The sequence below is a fragment of the Corynebacterium sp. HMSC034A01 genome, from assembly GCF_001838175.1.
Lineage (GTDB): Bacteria > Actinomycetota > Actinomycetes > Mycobacteriales > Mycobacteriaceae > Corynebacterium.
The window spans coordinates 26,617-42,950 of the sequence record NZ_KV835919.1 but is presented as its reverse complement, the minus strand read 5'-3'; the positions used below and the strand labels follow the sequence as shown (position 1 = coordinate 42,950).

The 16,334-nt window shown below is 65.3% G+C and carries 16 protein-coding genes; 10 read left to right on the top strand and 6 right to left on the bottom strand.

Features of this window, described 5'->3' with window-relative positions; all coding sequences use genetic code 11:
• Nucleotides 1-19: 19 nt before the first annotated feature.
• Genes HMPREF2791_RS00360 through HMPREF2791_RS00350 form a run of 3 tightly spaced genes read left to right on the top strand, consistent with a single transcriptional unit; the run spans nucleotide 20 to nucleotide 2,839 of the window.
• Entirely contained in the window at nucleotides 20-952 is a 933-nt protein-coding gene (locus tag HMPREF2791_RS00360; protein WP_070843774.1) for a Sir2 family NAD-dependent protein deacetylase, read from the top strand.
• Entirely contained in the window at nucleotides 949-2,022 is a 1,074-nt protein-coding gene (locus tag HMPREF2791_RS00355) for a glycosyltransferase 87 family protein (protein ID WP_070843773.1), read from the top strand. Before HMPREF2791_RS00360 ends, HMPREF2791_RS00355 begins: the two co-directional genes overlap by 4 nt.
• On the top strand, nucleotides 1,949-2,839 hold the full coding sequence (locus tag HMPREF2791_RS00350) for a CAP domain-containing protein (protein WP_141764870.1): 891 nt from the start codon (nucleotides 1,949-1,951) through the stop codon (nucleotides 2,837-2,839). Before HMPREF2791_RS00355 ends, HMPREF2791_RS00350 begins: the two co-directional genes overlap by 74 nt.
• Here the strand turns inward: HMPREF2791_RS00350 and HMPREF2791_RS00345 are convergent.
• Both HMPREF2791_RS00345 and HMPREF2791_RS00340 read right to left on the bottom strand, forming a co-directional pair.
• The gene (locus HMPREF2791_RS00345; RefSeq protein WP_083290105.1) at nucleotides 2,771-3,559 is read right to left on the bottom strand and encodes a serine hydrolase; all 789 of its coding nucleotides are present in this window, start codon (nucleotides 3,557-3,559) and stop codon (nucleotides 2,771-2,773) included. The two genes, HMPREF2791_RS00350 and HMPREF2791_RS00345, sit on opposite strands and share 69 nt — an antisense overlap.
• The gene (locus tag HMPREF2791_RS00340) at nucleotides 3,560-4,615 is read right to left on the bottom strand and encodes an ROK family transcriptional regulator (RefSeq protein WP_070843771.1); all 1,056 of its coding nucleotides are present in this window, start codon (nucleotides 4,613-4,615) and stop codon (nucleotides 3,560-3,562) included.
• Nucleotides 4,616-4,681: 66 nt separating this feature from the next.
• Here HMPREF2791_RS00340 and HMPREF2791_RS00335 point away from each other — a divergent pair, with 66 nt between their 5' ends.
• A complete protein-coding gene (locus HMPREF2791_RS00335; RefSeq protein ID WP_070472435.1) occupies nucleotides 4,682-6,325 on the top strand; it encodes a DUF885 domain-containing protein in 1,644 nt (547 codons plus the stop codon).
• On the opposite strand, the gene HMPREF2791_RS00330 is transcribed toward HMPREF2791_RS00335, so the two are convergent.
• The gene (locus HMPREF2791_RS00330; protein WP_141764869.1) at nucleotides 6,300-7,295 is read right to left on the bottom strand and encodes an AbrB family transcriptional regulator; all 996 of its coding nucleotides are present in this window, start codon (nucleotides 7,293-7,295) and stop codon (nucleotides 6,300-6,302) included. The genes HMPREF2791_RS00335 and HMPREF2791_RS00330 overlap by 26 nt on opposite strands.
• An 18-nt stretch (nucleotides 7,296-7,313) precedes the next feature.
• Here HMPREF2791_RS00330 and HMPREF2791_RS00325 point away from each other — a divergent pair, with 18 nt between their 5' ends.
• Nucleotides 7,314-8,063 (top strand): TSUP family transporter, encoded by a 750-nt coding sequence (locus HMPREF2791_RS00325; protein WP_083327831.1) that lies wholly within the window; start codon nucleotides 7,314-7,316, stop codon nucleotides 8,061-8,063.
• On the opposite strand, the gene HMPREF2791_RS00320 is transcribed toward HMPREF2791_RS00325, so the two are convergent.
• A complete protein-coding gene (locus HMPREF2791_RS00320; protein WP_070843768.1) occupies nucleotides 8,046-9,497 on the bottom strand; it encodes an amino acid permease in 1,452 nt (483 codons plus the stop codon). The two genes, HMPREF2791_RS00325 and HMPREF2791_RS00320, sit on opposite strands and share 18 nt — an antisense overlap.
• An 88-nt stretch (nucleotides 9,498-9,585) precedes the next feature.
• Here HMPREF2791_RS00320 and HMPREF2791_RS00315 point away from each other — a divergent pair, with 88 nt between their 5' ends.
• Nucleotides 9,586-10,224 carry a Rib/alpha-like domain-containing protein gene (locus tag HMPREF2791_RS00315; protein ID WP_070472443.1) on the top strand — a complete coding sequence of 213 codons (639 nt, stop codon included), beginning with the start codon at nucleotides 9,586-9,588 and terminating at the stop codon, nucleotides 10,222-10,224.
• On the opposite strand, the gene HMPREF2791_RS00310 is transcribed toward HMPREF2791_RS00315, so the two are convergent.
• Nucleotides 10,205-12,301 carry an ATP-dependent RNA helicase gene (locus tag HMPREF2791_RS00310; RefSeq protein ID WP_070843767.1) on the bottom strand — a complete coding sequence of 699 codons (2,097 nt, stop codon included), beginning with the start codon at nucleotides 12,299-12,301 and terminating at the stop codon, nucleotides 10,205-10,207. The two genes, HMPREF2791_RS00315 and HMPREF2791_RS00310, sit on opposite strands and share 20 nt — an antisense overlap.
• A 25-nt stretch (nucleotides 12,302-12,326) precedes the next feature.
• Here HMPREF2791_RS00310 and thpR point away from each other — a divergent pair, with 25 nt between their 5' ends.
• The gene (gene thpR / locus HMPREF2791_RS00305) at nucleotides 12,327-12,869 is read left to right on the top strand and encodes an RNA 2',3'-cyclic phosphodiesterase (RefSeq protein WP_070472538.1); all 543 of its coding nucleotides are present in this window, start codon (nucleotides 12,327-12,329) and stop codon (nucleotides 12,867-12,869) included.
• Here the strand turns inward: thpR and HMPREF2791_RS00300 are convergent.
• Nucleotides 12,866-14,290, bottom strand: coding sequence for an HNH endonuclease signature motif containing protein (locus HMPREF2791_RS00300; protein WP_141764868.1), 1,425 nt, complete (start codon nucleotides 14,288-14,290; stop codon nucleotides 12,866-12,868). The two genes, thpR and HMPREF2791_RS00300, sit on opposite strands and share 4 nt — an antisense overlap.
• A gap of 133 nt (nucleotides 14,291-14,423) precedes the next feature.
• On the opposite strand from HMPREF2791_RS00300, the gene HMPREF2791_RS00295 reads away from it, so the two are divergent.
• The 3 genes from HMPREF2791_RS00295 to HMPREF2791_RS00285 are packed head-to-tail and all read left to right on the top strand — an operon-like array spanning nucleotide 14,424 to nucleotide 16,326.
• Nucleotides 14,424-15,050, top strand: a complete 627-nt coding sequence (locus HMPREF2791_RS00295; protein WP_246825277.1) for an alpha-ketoglutarate-dependent dioxygenase AlkB — start codon at nucleotides 14,424-14,426, stop codon at nucleotides 15,048-15,050.
• Nucleotides 15,047-15,619, top strand: coding sequence for a LysE family translocator (locus tag HMPREF2791_RS00290; RefSeq protein WP_070843765.1), 573 nt, complete (start codon nucleotides 15,047-15,049; stop codon nucleotides 15,617-15,619). Before HMPREF2791_RS00295 ends, HMPREF2791_RS00290 begins: the two co-directional genes overlap by 4 nt.
• Nucleotides 15,616-16,326 carry an SDR family oxidoreductase gene (locus tag HMPREF2791_RS00285; protein ID WP_070472454.1) on the top strand — a complete coding sequence of 237 codons (711 nt, stop codon included), beginning with the start codon at nucleotides 15,616-15,618 and terminating at the stop codon, nucleotides 16,324-16,326. The genes HMPREF2791_RS00290 and HMPREF2791_RS00285 overlap by 4 nt, the downstream gene beginning before the upstream one ends.
• The last annotated feature ends 8 nt before the right edge of the window (nucleotides 16,327-16,334 follow it).

Sequence of the window (16,334 nt, the reverse complement as noted above, 5' to 3'; positions counted from 1 at the left end):
AGGATACACTTCCCAGACGATGGAACCCCACTTCGACGACCCAGCAATCGCCATGGCGCACCGCTCCGCCGTGCGCTCCATCGAGCGGGTCGTCGCCGAAACCGCCGCGCCCACGCAAAACGCAAAAGAGAAAATCCTCGAGCAACTCAAAAACCCGAAAACGCTCATCATCACCGGCGCGGGCATCTCCACCGATTCGGGGATTCCGGATTATCGCAGCAAAAACGGCCGCCTGACCAAGGGCCGCCCGATGACGTTCCAGGAGTTCGCGCACTCGCCGAGACAGGTGCACCGCTACTGGGCCCGCGCGTTCGTGGGCATGCACTACATGCGCCAGGCCAAACCCAACCGCGCGCATTTCGCCCTCGTCGAGTTGGAGAGGGCGGGCCTGATCCGCGGCATCGTCACGCAAAACGTCGACGGGCTGCACACCCAGGCCGGCTCCGACAACGTCATTGCGCTGCACGGGGACATGGAGCACGTGGTGTGCCTCGACTGCACAACTCTGCATGAGCGTTCGCTTATCGACGCCCTCCTCACCGCCGCCAACCCCACCTACTTCGACTCCGTGGAAGTCGAGGGCTCCATGCTGAACCCGGACGGCGACGTGGAACTGAGAGCCGAAGACGTCGAGCGTTTCCGCATGATCGCCTGCCCCACGTGCCAGAGCCACCGGCTCAAACCGCACGTGGTGTACTTCGGCGAGGGGGTGCCGAACAAACACAGACAGGCTGCAGATGCTTGGCTGAAGGAATCGGAGAGCGTGATCGCGATCGGCACGTCGCTGGCGGTGATGAGCGGCTACAAGTTCATCCTCGACGCGAAGAAGCAGGGCAAACCCACCGCCGTGATCAACGGCGGGCCGGGCCGCGCCGACGCCAAGGTGGACACGCTCTGGCGCGCACAGGTCGCCGACGCGCTCGACGAGATCCTGGACGGTCTCGACCTGTGATCGGCCTTATCCTCCTGCTGGCGTTTGCACTCTGGCGCTACATCGACTCGGGCTTGCCCAACGCGTTCACTACCGAGTTCCCCAGCGACCTGAAGGTGTACCTCTTGGGCGGCGAGAAGGTCGCCACACACCTGCCGCTCTACGACGCCGACCTGCTTCCCGGCCTGCCGTTTACCTACCCGCCGTTCGCGGGCGTGGTGTTTTCCTGGCTGACGGAGAGCGCCACTCTGGGGGTGGTGTGGAAACTGCTCTCCGTGCTGGTGGTGCTGCTCGTGGTCCGCGCGTCCACAAGCAAACATGCCCTCTTGCTCACCGCCGTGTTCGTGCTGTGGCTCTCGCCGGTGCAGGGCACCCTGTTTTTCGGCCAGATCAACCTGCTGCTCATGGGCCTGGTGTGCCTGGATTTCCTGCCGCGGGTGAGGCTTCCCGGCATCGGTATCGGGCTCGCCGCGGGGCTCAAGCTCACGCCGGCGTTCTTTGTGCTCCTGCTCATCCAGCAGCGCCGCTGGGGCGCGGTGTTCATCGCCGCGTTGACGTTCCTGTGCACCGTCGCCACAGGCTTTTCCGAGGTCACAGACGCGAAAACCTTCTGGACCGACGCCATCTTCACCACCACCCGCATCGGCACCGACGACAATCCGGGCGCGCAGTCCATCCGCCAGGTCCTCGCCCGCGCCGGCCACGACGAGCTGTGGCTCTGGCTCATCCTCTGCGCCCTGGTCACCGCCCTTGCGCTTGCTGCTTCTCGACGAGCTCCCGCCCCCCTCGCCGCCTCCTTCATCGGCATGGCGTCCTGCCTGGTCAGCCCGTTTTCCTGGTACCACCACTGGGTATGGATCCTGCCGATGCTGGCCTACGTCTACAACCGCTGGGGAGCGATCGTGCTCGCGCTGTTCATGGTGCCGTTCGCGTCGGTGAACCTGTTCCACGTCCCGGAGCTTTTATTCACCTTGGTCCCAGTCGGCTTTATGCTCTGGTACACGCTACGCTCAGGGTATGCGCACCCGTTTATTCGCCGCCGCGACCGCGGCCGCCACAACACTGACTCTCGCTCCGTTCGCCGCCGCTGACCCGGCACCAGTGACTGGGGTGGAGCTGAACCAGCCCGCCGACCAGGTCATCGCCGTGGAGGCGAAGTTCAACCTCACCTCCGACGAAGACACCGCGATGCGGGAGCTGCGCAAGCTGCGCGGGGACATGTGGGACCGCAACGTGCCTTTCGACGGCACCACCCTGCGCCAAGCAGCCGCCAAGCACGGCCTGACCACCCGTGACGCGTACGTGGGCGCCGCCAAGTACGACGCCGGTCTGTCCCGCATCGCGCTGCAACGCGGTGCCGAGGCTGCGAAGTTCTTCCGCCACCAGCGCCCGTACAACTCCACCTGCACGAACAACTGCGGCGACATCAACACCGCCACCTACAAGGGCAAGGCGGCGCCGGGGGAGAACCTGCACTCCGTCGCCAGCATGGGCAAGGCGATGCAGGACTGGGGCTACGGCGAAGTCAACGACCTCGTCCGGGCGAACGGCCACTTCAACAACGGCAACGGTCACCTGCACAACCTGTTGGACCCGCGGATGAGGCACTACGGCTTCGCCAGCGTGGTCACCGCAGAGGGCGAGGCCAGCGTGACCTCCACCTGTGGCGTCGGCGCCGGCAACGAGCGCATTGCGGGCGAGCAGAGCACCGTCCTGCACCGCCCGGCCAACGGCAGAGAAAAGCCCAGCACCACCCCGAAAAAGCTTGTGTTTGGTGGTGCCGCCTCGTCCTCCTCGCCCAAGGAGATCCTCGGCATCATCGCCACCGTGCTGACGGTGCTATCTGTCCTGCAGACCCTGTACAAGTTCGTCGAGCCGCAGCTCAAGCAGCTCCGCGACCTTGTCTAAGGCGTCCATAGTGTCGTCGTAGCTGCCGTCCTCGCTGCGCGCGCCGATGGCCACCCCGTAGCCGTCGAACCAGCCGAACTGGCGGGTGTGCCAGGACCCGTCGGTTTCGTCGTCGGACCATCCGCCCTTAAACGGCACGGTCTCCAGCGTGCCCAGCCCGTAGGACTGGTCTTCGGCGATGTGGTGCATCTCCATGATCACCGGGTCGTCCTCGTCCTGCTGGCTGAGGTAGAACGCGTAGCGCGCCTGGCCGGGGAAGGACCAGCTGGTGGTGCCGAAGGCCCCTTCCACCTGCACCTTGGAGCCGGACTTGGCAATCTCGTCGCGGACCATTTCTCCGGCCTTTTCGTCGCTGCCCATGCAGTCCCACAGGGCGCGGGCGGAGTCGTTGTCGGACCACTCGATGGAGGCCTGGGTCAGCTCTTCGACGTAGTCTGCGCCGTAGTCGCAATGCTCCACTGCGGCGCGCGCGATGGGGATCTTGATGGTGGACCAGGCCGGCAGCGCGTAGAGGGATCCTGTTTGCGTCATCTCGGAGCCGTCGAAAAGCGCGATGCCCACCTCAGTGTCAGTGTCCTTCTCGATGGCGGCCACCGCCTCGTCGAGTCCCTCGAAGGGGTCGGGCGCGGGCTGGGTGGTCACCGCGGTGTGCAACGGCTCAGCCTCCTGGGCGGAGCAACCCGCCAGGAGCAGCGCCAACAACCATGCGGCGCGCTTCATCTATTTCCCCGCGACTTTCAGTGGCTCGCGCAGCACGTGGTCCAGCGCCACGGCGCGGGCGATGTCGCGCACGACTTCGCGGTGGGTGGGGATCAGGCGCAGCTCAGGGGTGCAGTTCGCCTCGGAGCGCACGGTGCGGGCGAAGGGGGCGGAGGCCAGCGGGTCGTCGATGAACGCGCTGCCCGCAACCACCACCGTGGCCGGGCAATGGGTTGAGCACAGCCCCGCCACCAGCGAACCCAAGCCGCGGGCGCGGCGGTCCAGAGCGTAGCGGGTGTCCTCGCGCGAGTCGGTCACCGCGTCCTTGAGCGTGCGGATATTCTCCACGCCGATGCTGTCGATCAGGCCTCGGGTGGTCAGCTCGCCCTGCTCCACCTCGATCGGCTCCACGCCGTCGGGGCGGGAGATGGCGCAGGCAATCGAGTCGTCCGCGAAGAGCGCCATCACCGACGGGATGTTCAGCGAGGCGGTGGACTGCATCTCCGAGCCCACAATCGCGCTCGAGATGGAGGAGACCTCCACCGGCACCGAGAACTGCTCGCGCAGCTGGTCGCCGATGTTCACGCCGTCCCAGCCCAGGTTCGGCGCGAAGACCTTGCCGCGTTCGCGCACCGTGCCGGAGGTGGTCACGCCGACGGTGCGGATGGGGCGCTCCAGCTTGGTGGTCATCTGGTTCAGCTCCGCCATCATGGACTGGATGAAGTCGTCCTCACTGACGTTTTTCACCGTGATGTCCATGTCGCGGCACAGCAGCGTGCGGCCCTTCAGGTCGAACAGGGCCACGTAGGTGGATTCGGTGCCCACCGCCACGCCCGCGTGCACGCCGGGGGTGTCCGCCAGCTCCAGCGGGATGGTGGGCCTGCCGCGCCCCTTGGACTGGGTGAGGTCGTTGCGCTCTGTGACGTAACCGGCGTCCACCAGCGCTGAGATCGCGCGTGTGACGGTTGGCTGGGACAGCCCGGTCGCTTTGACAAGATCGCTTCTCGACGTCGTCTCGTGCAGCCGTATAAGGTGCAGGCACTTGGCTGCAGGTGTTCGCGGGCGGGAGAAGGTCATATGAATATATTTACCCGGCGCTTGACGTAATTGTCCATTTGGCCAGGTCGGATACAATCGCTCGGCATGACCAACGAAAGCTTGCGCGAGCCGTCCCTGCTGGACGCCACTTGTGAGGACTTCGTCTACGACCTCGCCGAGATCAGCCCCACCCTTGCCACCCAGATTGGCATCGACGGCCACGACGGGGAGTTGCAGGATTTCTCCCCGGACTACTGGAGCCGCCTGGCGGACAGGATGCGGGACCTGGTCGCGGACGTGGACGCGCTCAACGATTGCACGGATGCCTCCGACGACGAGGACGACTTCGACGACGTGGACAACCTCACCGCCGCGATCCTGCGCGACCGCATGAGTGCGGAGCTGGAGTTCCACCACCGCGGCGAGCTGCTGTGCCGGCTGAACAACATCGATTCGCCGGTGCAGACCATCCGTGATTCCTTCGCGCTGATGCCGAAGGTGACGGAGGAGGACTTCGACAACATCGCCTCGCGCATGTCTCGCATCCCGAACGCGTTGGCGGGGTACCGCGAGTCGTTGAGCGAGGCGGCGGCGACAGGCGATGTTGCCTCCCACCGCCAGATTGACGCGGTAATCAACCAGTGCGAGCTCCTCGGCGAGACCGAATCCCAGCTGGACCACCTGGGCCTGTCGCCCGATTCGCATGTGGTGGGCCATGCCAAGGAGGCGTTCCTGGAGATGGCGGACTGGCTGTCCACCGAGCTGTCGCCGCAGGCCTCCCACAACGACGGCGTGGGCCGCGAGCGCTACCAGCTGTTCGCCGAGTTCTTCCACGGCCGCGAGGTGGACCTGGACGCCAGCTACGAATGGGCGCAGGAGGAACTGGCCAAAACAGTGGAGGAGCAGCGCGCCATCGCACGCGAGCTCTACGGCGACGTCTCCGTGGCGGGCGCCTACCGCAACCTGAACCAGGACGAGCGCTACATCCTCCGCGGCGCAGACGCGCTGATCGAGTGGATGTCCGACCTCAACGACAAGGCCGCCGACGTCTTCCACGTGCCGGAGGGCCTGCACACAGTGGAGTGCGACATCGACCGCGCCGGCTCCGGCGGCATCTTCTACACCCCGCCCAGCGACGACATGATCCGCCCCGGCACCATGTGGTGGTCCGTGCCGGAAGGCCAGGAGACGTTCCACACCTGGCAGGAGATGTCCACCGTCTTCCACGAGGGCGTGCCGGGCCACCACCTGCAGCACGGCTACGCCCTGCTCAACCGCAGCGAGTTGAACCTGTGGCGCCGCTCCGTGTGCTGGAACTCCGCCCACGGCGAGGGCTGGGCGCTCTACGCCGAGCACCTCATGGAGGACCACGGCTTCTTCGAGGACCCCGGCTACCGCATGGGCCTGCTCGACTCCAGGCGCCTCCGCCTCGCCCGCGTGATGGTGGACATCGGCGTCCACCTGGGCAAAACCACCCCGGAGGGCACCGGCACCTGGGACGCCCAATATGCGAAGGCGTTCCTGCGCGACAACACTGCCATGCCGGAGGCGAACCTGGCTTTCGAGCTGGACCGCTACATGGGTTGGCCCGGCCAGGCACCGTCGTACGCCCTGGGCTACAAGGACTGGGTGGACCTGCGCCGCCAGGCACTCATCCAGGGCATGAGCGAGCACGAGTTCCACGTCAAGGCCCTCAAGCTCGGCTCCATGCCCATGGACATGCTCACGAACGAGGTGCTCCACCACTAAGGATCTTGGGCAGCCACCCGGCGAACAGGATCACCATGATCAGCCGGATCACCTGCAGCGCCACCACCGCCGGGCTGGTGGCCAGCACCAGCACGGTCTCCAGCGCGCCGGGGCTGGTGGCCAGGTAACCCTCGTAGAAACTCAGGCCCAGCCACTTGGCCATGAGCCACCCCATGCCGGCGCACGCCAGCATCAGCCCGGCGATGTAGGCCAGCGTGGCGGGAAGCAGGCGGGAAAACCGGCGCAGCGCGGGCACGGACAGCCCGCCGCCGCACATCCACCCGATGGCCAAAAAGCCCACAATGGACAGCAGCTGCGGCGGCACGATGGTCACATCCACCAGCGCGCCCACCAGCACCGTCAGCGCCATCGGGCCAAAGACCGAGGGGTTGGGAAACCTCAGCAGCTTGCCCGCGAACAGCCCCACGACAATCAGCGCCGGGACCAGCAGCCACATCCACCAGTAGGGCTCCAGGTCTGTGTGTGCCGCAGTAGGGGCGCCGAACAGCGACGCCACCAGCGGCAGCGACACGGACACAATGAGCAGCCGCAGGTACTGGCTGAGGCTGACGTAGCGGATGTCCGCGCCCACGTCGCGTGCGATCGCCGGCATCAGCGACGCACCGCCGGGCAGCAGCGACAGCACACCCGTTTCCCGTGAAACACCGTGGTTCGCCAGCACTAGACCGCCAACGAATCCAAGAGAGATCACCACCGCGCCCGCAACCACGCCCGGCAGGAGGTAGGGCAGCGGGTTCATCCCCACCAGCGGCAGCGCCGCAAACACGCCGACGGTGCCGCGGGCGAAGGTGAACAGGTGCTCGTTGACGGGCAGGTCTTCCTCCGTCACCAGCGCCACCGACCCGGCCCCCAGAATCCCGGCCAGGATCCAGGCTGCCGGCACCCCCAGCCAAGAAAACAACAGCCCGAGCGCCACTGAAAGAGGTGCAGCCACAAGCCAACGGTTCATGTGGGGCATAGTAGTCCCGTGATTGTTTTCCTCCTCGCGGCGTCCGCGCTCGCCGGCTGGATCGACGCCGTGATCGGCGGCGGCGGGCTCGTGCTCATCCCGGTACTGATGTCGGCGACGTCCATGCCGGCGGCGTCCGTGCTGGCCACGAACAAGGTCGCGGCGATCTCGGGCACCGCCTCCGCCGCGGCCACCCTCGTGCGCCGCGTCGGGGTGCCACGCATCACGTGGGTGTACGCGTTCATCGCCGGGGTCGCGGCAGCGCTCGGCGCCAGGGCGGTCTCGCTTATCGACGACTCCGTGGCCACCCCCATCATCCTCATCCTCCTCGTCGGAGTGGGCATCTTTGTGGCCATGAACCCGAAGTTCGGGCAGGAGGGCGCCGGCATCTTCTCCGGCAAGCGTCTCGCCTTCGCCGCCCTTGCAGTCGCCGTCATCGGCGGCTACGACGGCGTGTTCGGCCCCGGCACCGGCATGTTCCTCATCATGGCGTTCACGGCGATCTTCACCCAGGGGTTCGTGCGTTCGGCGGCGATGGCAAAGGTGGTCAACACCGCCACGAACCTAGGTGCGTTGTTGGTGTTCGGTCTCGGCGGCTTCATTGATTGGAAGCTCGCGCTCGCGCTTGCAGCCGCCAACGTGGTGGGCGCGCAGCTGGGCGCGCGGACGGTGCTGAAGGGCGGATCGACGCTGGTGCGCGTGGCGCTCCTTGGGCTCGTGGTCACGCTAACTGCGAAGTTGGGCTGGGACCTACTCCAGCACCAGTGACCCGTTGACCAGCCCGACCACGGCGATCACCGCCGCGACCAGCACTGCCGCCACCACGGCCCACTCGAAGGCGTTGAAGAGCTTGTCGCCGTGCTTGCGGCGCGTCCAGATGTAGGGGACCAGGCCCGGCACCACGGCCAGCGCGCCGAGCAGGACGTACACCGGGTCCGCGGCGTAGATCAGCCAGAGCGAGTACACGGAGCCGATCAGGCCCACGAAAAGGTGCCTGCGGTTGTCGCGGCGAGAAACGTCCGGCCCGGAGTCGTCGAAACGCGTGCCGGCGTGCGGGTGGGTCAGGCCCTTGCCTCTGATGGTTAAAAGCACCAGGTAGATGGAGGAGAAAATGTACGGCAGCAGGTACATGATGGTGGCCAGCTGCACCATGGCGTTGTAGGACGCCGAGGAGACGAAGAACACCACCACGAAGAACTGGATCGCCAGCGTGGACAAAAGCTGCGCTCGCACCGGAGAACCATTGGTGTTGTGGCTGCCCATCGAGTGCGGCAGCAGCCCGTCCTGCGCCATCAGCACGATCGGCTCGGCGCACAGCATCTGCCACGACACATACGCGCCCAAAACAGACAGGCACAGGCCGATGGAGATCAGCGCGCCGCCCCACGGTCCAACCACTTGCTCGAGCACCGCGCCCATGGAGTTGTCCGGAAGCGCCGCCAGCTCTTCCTGGCTGAGCACGCCGTAGGAGAGGGTGGACACCGCCACCAAAAGGCCCAAAACAGAGAGGAAGCCGATGATGGTGGCCTTGCCGACGTCGCTACGCACGCGCGCCTGCTTGGAGTACACCGAGGCGCCCTCGATGCCGATGAACACCCAGACGGTGTAGAGCATGATGCCCTTGAGCTGGTCCGTGAAGGGGATGTGCGAGCCCCAGAAATCCATGGTGAAGCGGTCCCAGGAGAACCCGAGGAACGCCACCAGCACAATAAAGGCCAGGATGGGCAGCAGTTTCGCCACGGTCGTGACCGCATTCATCACCGCCGCCTGCTTCAGACCGCGGGTCAGGCCGAAGAAGATCAGCCAGCTCAGTGCACTCACTGAGATAGCCAGCACCCAGCGGTTGGAGAAGACCGGGAAGTAGTAGCCGAGAGTGTTAAAGAACAGTGTGGCGTACCCCCCCTGGGCCATCACCGAGCCGAGCCAGTAGCCCATGCCGGAGGTGAACCCGATGAAGTCGCCCAGCCCCGCCCGGACGTAGGAGTAGACTCCGGAATCCAGGTGCGGTTTTCTCACCGCCAGGATTTGGAAGACGAAGGCGATGGAGAGCATTCCCACGCCTGCGATAGCCCAGCCGGTGAGCATGGCGCCCGGGCTGGCTACTGAACCGATGTTTTGGGGCAGCGCGAAAATGCCGGACCCGATGGTGGATCCGATAATGAGTGAGACCAAGGTCCACACGGAAACAGTGCGCTTTGACATGGCGAGTAAGACTACATCAGGAGTTGTCCACTACAATCATCGATAATCCGAAGCCATATAAACATCTACAACTGAGGAAACCTGAGAAATGCGCACCAAACTTATCGCACTCACGAGCGCCCTCGCGCTCGCCTGCGCGACAGTTTCCCCAGCTCACGCTGAAGATGGGTACGAGACCACCAACGTGGTTCCGGGGCTTACCGCCACCCTTGAACCCCCGCTGCCACTCGGCGCGGCATGGTACGAAGCGGACTCCATGCCTAGCTGGGCAACGATGACGCCAGACGGCGCGATCCACCTAGAACCGGGGGAGGAGATCACCCCCGGCGTCTACGAGTGGTCGGTCACCGCGACGTTCGCCGACGAGACCACCCAGGTCTTCCCCGTCAGCGTCACCGTGGGCACAGAGTCTGACGCGTCCCAGGAGGGCGCCGTCATCGACGCGTTTGTCCAGTACGCCCCCGAGGTTTCCCACCGCTGCGCAGCCACCGCTCTCGGAGTCGGCCTGCCGCTGCTGGTGCTTTTGCCGCTCGGGTTCGCGTCTCAGCTGAGCATGCCGTTTGTGGCGCGCCAGGACCACCTGCAACTGCAGGTGGATAACGTGCCGTTCCAGCTGGACGTGAAGCTGCGCGACCTGAACTCCAAGGACGTGGACATGGGGATCGCCGCAATCCTCGCCGCCGCGGGCCTCGCTGGCGCCGGCGCCATCATTTCCCAGTGCCAGTAGGGTCCTCGGGCCACGCGTGCTTGGGGTAGCGCCCGCGCATCTCTTTGCGCACCTGCTGGTACGGCCCCTCCCAGAAACTGTCTAAGTCGTCGGTTACCGCCAGCGGCCTACCCGCCGGCGACAGCAGGTGGTACAGCACCTTCACGCCCGACACCGTCTGCCCCTTCTGGCCGAACATGTGCTGCAGCTTCACGCGCTTGACCGGCCTGCCACTGCCGTACTGGTACTCCTTCGGCGCCGCAGCATCCAGCTCCGCCACCTGCTTCCAATCCAGTTGGCGCAGCATCGCCTGCCTCATGTCGCAATTGCTTATCGACGCACCTTCGGCCACCCCACGTACCTCCACCGAGTAATCGCCCTGGCTGACATCCGGCCAGCCCAATGTCTCGTGCAGGAAGTCCAGCCGCTCCTTCAAGTGCTGCTCCTCCTTGGTCAGCGGGAAGCTGGCAAAGTCCACGTCTGTCAGCGCCTCCGCCGCCTCGTCCGGGGTGAGCTTCACTGGCGTGGAGCTGAGCTCGATCGCGCCAATCCTGGCGACCTTTCGGCCTCTGACCTTGCCATCTTCCAGGTAGGCCTTCGTCTCCTCCACCACGCGGTGCTCCGGAAACGCGATCGGTTCGGCCTCGCGGATGACTGCCCCGCTGTGGGTTCGTTGCACCTCCGCGGCCGCGATCCATTCGGCGTTCGAGTTGAACTTTGCGCGGGTGCCTGACGCCAGCTGGTACTCATCGCCGACCTTCTTGGCGATCCACTGCGGGAAGGCACTCGCAATCACCTCGCCCGGATCCACCGGGCCCTTGTCCGGCACCAGCCGGCGCAGCCGGGGAGAATCCCCGGCAAGTCTCGCCACTATCGGCGCCGCTTGGGAGCCCCACTCCAACAGAGCAGCACCGAGTCTCGGGTCCAGGGGAAACCTCGCCAGCTTCTTGCCGAACTCCGTGATTTTGCCGTTCTTGGTGGCCCCGAGCTGCTCGAGGTTGGATTCGGCTTCGGTGAGGTCCTTTGGTTCGTCGATAAGCGGTAGGTCCGGCGACCCCCACGCCTTCATGGTCAGCAGCGCGCCGGTGAGGTCCGCGGTGAGGATTTCAGGGGTGATGTCCGGCTGCATCCTCGCGTACTCGTCGCGGGAGAAGACACGCACCACCTCGCCGGGGCCCTCGCGCCCCGCGCGGCCGGCCCGCTGGTCAGCGCTGGTTTTCGCCTCCGAGACCGTGACCAGGCCAGTCATGCCCCTGTTGTCGCGCTTGGGAACTCTGGACAACCCGGCGTCCACCACCTTGCGCACCCCCGGCACAGTTATCGACGACTCCGCCACCGACGTCGCCACCACCACCCGGTTTGTCCCCCGCAAAGATTCGTCCTGCTCCTTGCTGGTCTGGCGGCCGTGGAGCGGCCTCGCATCATCGAGGAACCCGCACACCAGGTCCACCTCGCGCACGCCCGGCACGAACACCAGCGTCCGGTGCTCACTGTCGGTCTGCGCCGCGACGTGACGATAAAACTCCTTCGTCCCCTGGATCCGTTCCGGGTGCGGGGCGTACTGGATGTCCAGCGGGTGCGTCACCGCCTCCGTGGACAGGACCTGCGCGCCCATGTGGTCCGCGAACTTCTGCGCGTCCAGCGTCGCGGACATGGCGGCCAGGTACAGGTCATCGCGCAAGAGCGCGACCTCCATGCACATCGCCAGCACCAAGTCAGTGTCCAGCTGGCGCTCGTGCACCTCGTCGATCACCACCGCGTTGACGCCCTCCAGGCCCGGGTCCTTGAGCAGGCGATTGAGCAGCACGCCCGGCGTGACAAATTCGACGAGCTCGCCGTCCTTGTGCTCGCCGCGGATGCTGTAGCCGACTTTGGCGCTGTCGCTGAGATGCGCGAGCCGCTGCGCCGCCGCCCGCACCGCCACCCTCCTGGGTGCCGTGACCAGCGTTTTTCCCACCTTGTTCGCGATTGCCGGCGGCACCAGCGTGGTTTTGCCCGTGCCGGGTGGCGCCTCCACCACCAGCGGGCCTTTGTCCGGCAGCTGGTCGATAACACGCGACACGGGCAAATCCCGTCCGATTTTCGCGAGGTCAAACATGGCAATTAAGGGTAGCGTGTGGGCCATGAGACGCCTCTTCGCAGCGATCGTCCCTCCGGCCGATGTTCGCGAACACCTCATCACCGCCCTGCGGCCCATCCGGGACTTCTCGGGCACAGAAGTGCGCTGGGCCGACCCCGACAACTGGCACATCACGGTCGCCTTCTACGGGTCACAGCCCAACGACGCCGCCGCGGTCACCGACCACCTAGCGCAAGCCACCGCCTTCACCCGGCCCTTGAGGTTGCACCTCCGAGGAGCCGGGTGTTTTGATCGGCGCACCATGTGGATCGGGGTCGGCGGCGACAAAGCACCGCTGAAAGACCTGATGGCGGACTGCCAGCTCGACCCCGACATGCGCCGCCGGCAGCGCGCACACCTGACCGTCGCGCGGACCGGCACTCGCACAAGGGATCCATGGCTTCTCGACGACCACGCCCACGCCCTCGCCATCTACACCGGCCCTGAATTCGCCGCCGATGAAGTGCTGCTGCTGGAGTCACACCTGGGCAAGGGCCGAAGTGGCGGCCCAAAGTACGAGGTGGTGGATCGGTTTTACTTGCGTTAGTGTTCTTCCTCCTCCGGGTCGGGGAACGGGGCCTCAACCGGCTCTTCGGGGAGCGGTTCCACGTATGGCATCTCTGGAGTGAACCCGAATTTCATGCCGTACTCCTGCTCTAAGTCTTTGATCGCGGCGGTGGCCTGTTCGAGGTCCAGGTCCTGCTCGAAGGTGTCCAGGATTGTGTGGCCTTTGGCGAAAAACTCCGCAGCCCGGGAGCGATTTTTGCGCACGGCGGACATACTGGACTGCCACCGCGGGTTAAACGGTGTGATCTGGTCGCGCAACAGGCCCTCTTCGGCGGTGACGACATAGGTGCCGTCGGCGAATAGCCAGATGATGTCGCCGGAGTAGGGGTCGGGGATGTAGAAAATCCGGCGGTCGGTCTTCATGTTGTGGTGGTGCTGGCACAGGGGGAAAAGGTTGTCCACCTCGGTGCGGCCGCCCTCCTCGTAGGGGATGCGGTGGTCCAGCTGGCACTGCTCGGCGGGACGGTTGCACTCCGGGTAGATGCAGGTGCGGTTGCGGGCGTACACGGCGTGGCGCATGCCCTCGCCGGGGCCGTAGCCCTGCAGCACCTTTTCGCCCTCTTTCTCCAGATCGCGCGTGACGGGGAACGTTCTTGCCAACCAGTCTTCGAACGCGGAGGTGGCCTCCGGTGTCGTCCAACCGCTGCCGGGGAGGTAGACCGGGCCGCTGATCGCGCGGTTCTTCGGGGCGTACACGTTCAGCACCGGAGTCACCTCAATGCCGATCGCCTCGCCGGACAGCAGCATGATAGCCGCGTCGGCCGTGCTGATGCCGAGCTCGCGCGCAACCTCGGCGACGTTCGCCTGGATCCTCCGGCCGTCCAGAGAATTCGTGTCCAGCTGCACGATCGCCCGGTCGCGGTACTCGTAGATGCCGAACTTTTCTGAGTTGTCCTGCTCGCGCTTTTCTCGCTTGCGCTTGTCGTAGGCGCGACCCCTATCCATGCGCTTAATCGCGGCACGGATGCGGTCTGTGACGGTTTTGCGCTGGGGAACAGCCTGGTCGTGGCGGGTGGGGGTGAACGTGTTTACCAGGATGCCGTCGATAAGCATGAGTGCTTCCTCGTCCACATCCTCCCCGAGCTCCTCGATGGCGGTGTAGACCGCGGTCAAGTGCCCCACGTCCATCACGCGCGATTCTTGTTGCAGCTCCCGCAGGCGCGGAAGGTCTTGCAGCGCGGCGTGGCCGAGGATCGCATTCTTGACAAACCCTTTGTGCCACCCGGTGGCGAGCTGCAGTTGTGTCACTGTGGCGTCGAAATCCTCGACGTCGAAACCGGGGTACGCGTAGTGCCCAAACATGGTCCAGTACGTATCCCGGATGGCCTGGGCGCATTCGCTATCCGGGTCGTGTTCTCGCTGGTTGCGAAATTTTTTCGGTGCTGTGGTGGCGGTGGTCACGGTCGCCCCTCTCGTCGTGATATGCTCAACAATATAGAACAGGTGCACGACTGTCAAGGGGTAGGCCAGGAAAAAGAAAACGAAAACCACTCATGTGTTCGACACTGACGCGCTGGTGCGCTACATTATTCCCGTGCTCGTCATTCCGCGGCCGCCCGCCCGCATCATCCCTGGTGCGGTCCATTTGCCTGCCTTCTTCACGCCCGCTGAGCAGGAGGAATTGGTCGCCCAGGCGCGCGAGCTGGCACGAATGGCAGCGGGGACGCCCGTTGCTATGCGACGTCCAAAGGTCGGCCACGGCCACATGGATGCCTGGCTGCTCTCGCTGGGCTGGTTCTGGGCCACGAACCCGTACCGCATGGTCAGGGAGGTCGACGGCTACCCAGTGCCGCCGATCCCCGGGAACTTCCAGGCCATCGCGGATAACGTCATGGCCAAGGCGAGGGAAGTAGACCCGCTAGTCGGCCCGACCCCAAGAATTGAAACAGCGCTGGTGAACTTCTACCCGCCGGGCAAGGGGATGGGCCAGCACGTGGATGCGGAGGAAAAGTCGGAGAATGCGGTGGTCAGCCTGTCGTTCGGCCAGGACACGATCTTCCGCATCGCTGGGCGCGATACGCTGCTCCTGTCCGGCGACGTTGTCGTCTTTGGCGGTCCAGCCAGGAGGGCGAAACATGGCGTCCTCGGCGCTAGAAAGGGCACGTCCGACCTGCTCGAAGGCCGGCTGAACATCACCATGCGGCAAATGGAGGCGACATGATTGCGTTACTCGGTGTGTGGCTTGCGGCGATCGCGAGCCCCGGCCCGGACTTGGTGCAGATCATCCGCGTGGGGTCGAAGGACCGCAGGTCGGGCGTGATGTGCGCGCTGGGCATCATGCTCGGCAACACCATCTGGATCGTCGCATCCCTGGCGGGCCTAAGTGCGCTGATTCAGGCATTTCCGCAGGTTTTGTCGGTGCTCCAGATCGTGGGCGGAGCCTACCTGCTGTGGATGGGCATCGGCGCCATCCGTGCCTCCGACCCGGAGATCCCCGCCACGAAGCGGGTGCCGAGGCCGCTGCTCACGGGCTTGCTCACCAACCTGTCCAACCCGAAAGCGATCCTGTTCTTCGGCGCCATCTTCGCCCAGTTCGCGCACCTCGGGTGGATCGCCGCGCCGGTCATGGCTATCACGGGCACCATCTGGTTCACCGGCTTTGCGCTGGCAGTCCAAGCAATGTCGCAGCTGATCGTCAAGTACAGCAAGCTTATCGACGTCATCACGGGCAGCATCTTCATCGCATTAGCACTCTGGATGCTGTGGGAGGGCCTACACTTCGGCTCATGAGCGAGCAGAAGGTAGCAGTAGTCACTGGCGGATCGGCCGGTATCGGGGAGGCCACATGCAGGGCGCTGGCCAAGGACGGCTGGAAGGTCGTCGTGGCGGCGCGGCGCCTGGAGAAGTGCCAGAGCATCGCGGACGAGATCGGTGGGGTGGCGATGGAGTTGGACGTGGTGGACCGAGGGAGCGTCGAGAAGCTTGCGGAGCTTGACCGCGTCGATCTACTGGTCAACAACGCCGGCGGCGCGAAGGAGCTGGACTTTTTGCGCGACGCGGACGACGCGGACTGGGAGTGGATGTTCCAGACCAACGTGATGGGCACGATGCGCGTCACCCGCGCGCTGTACCCGCAGCTCAAGGCGTCGAACGGGCTGGTGGTGAACATCGGGTCGGTGGCTGGCACGGACGCGTACAAGGGCGGGTCGGGCTACAACGCCGCCAAGCACGGACTCCGCGGCGTGACCAGGGCGTTCAGGCGCGAGGAGGCGGAGAACAACATCCGTGTGTGCGAGATCGACCCGGGCCGGGTGAAGACGGACTTCTCCCTGAACAGATTCAAAGGCGACGAGCAGCGCGCAAACAAGGTCTACGAGGGCAAGCAGAATCTCTCCGCGGACGACATCGCGGAGGCCGTGCGGTGGGTGGCCAGCCTGCCGGCGCACGTCAACATCGACACGATGAGCATAATGCCGGTGGATCAGGCAGAACGCTAGACTGTCGG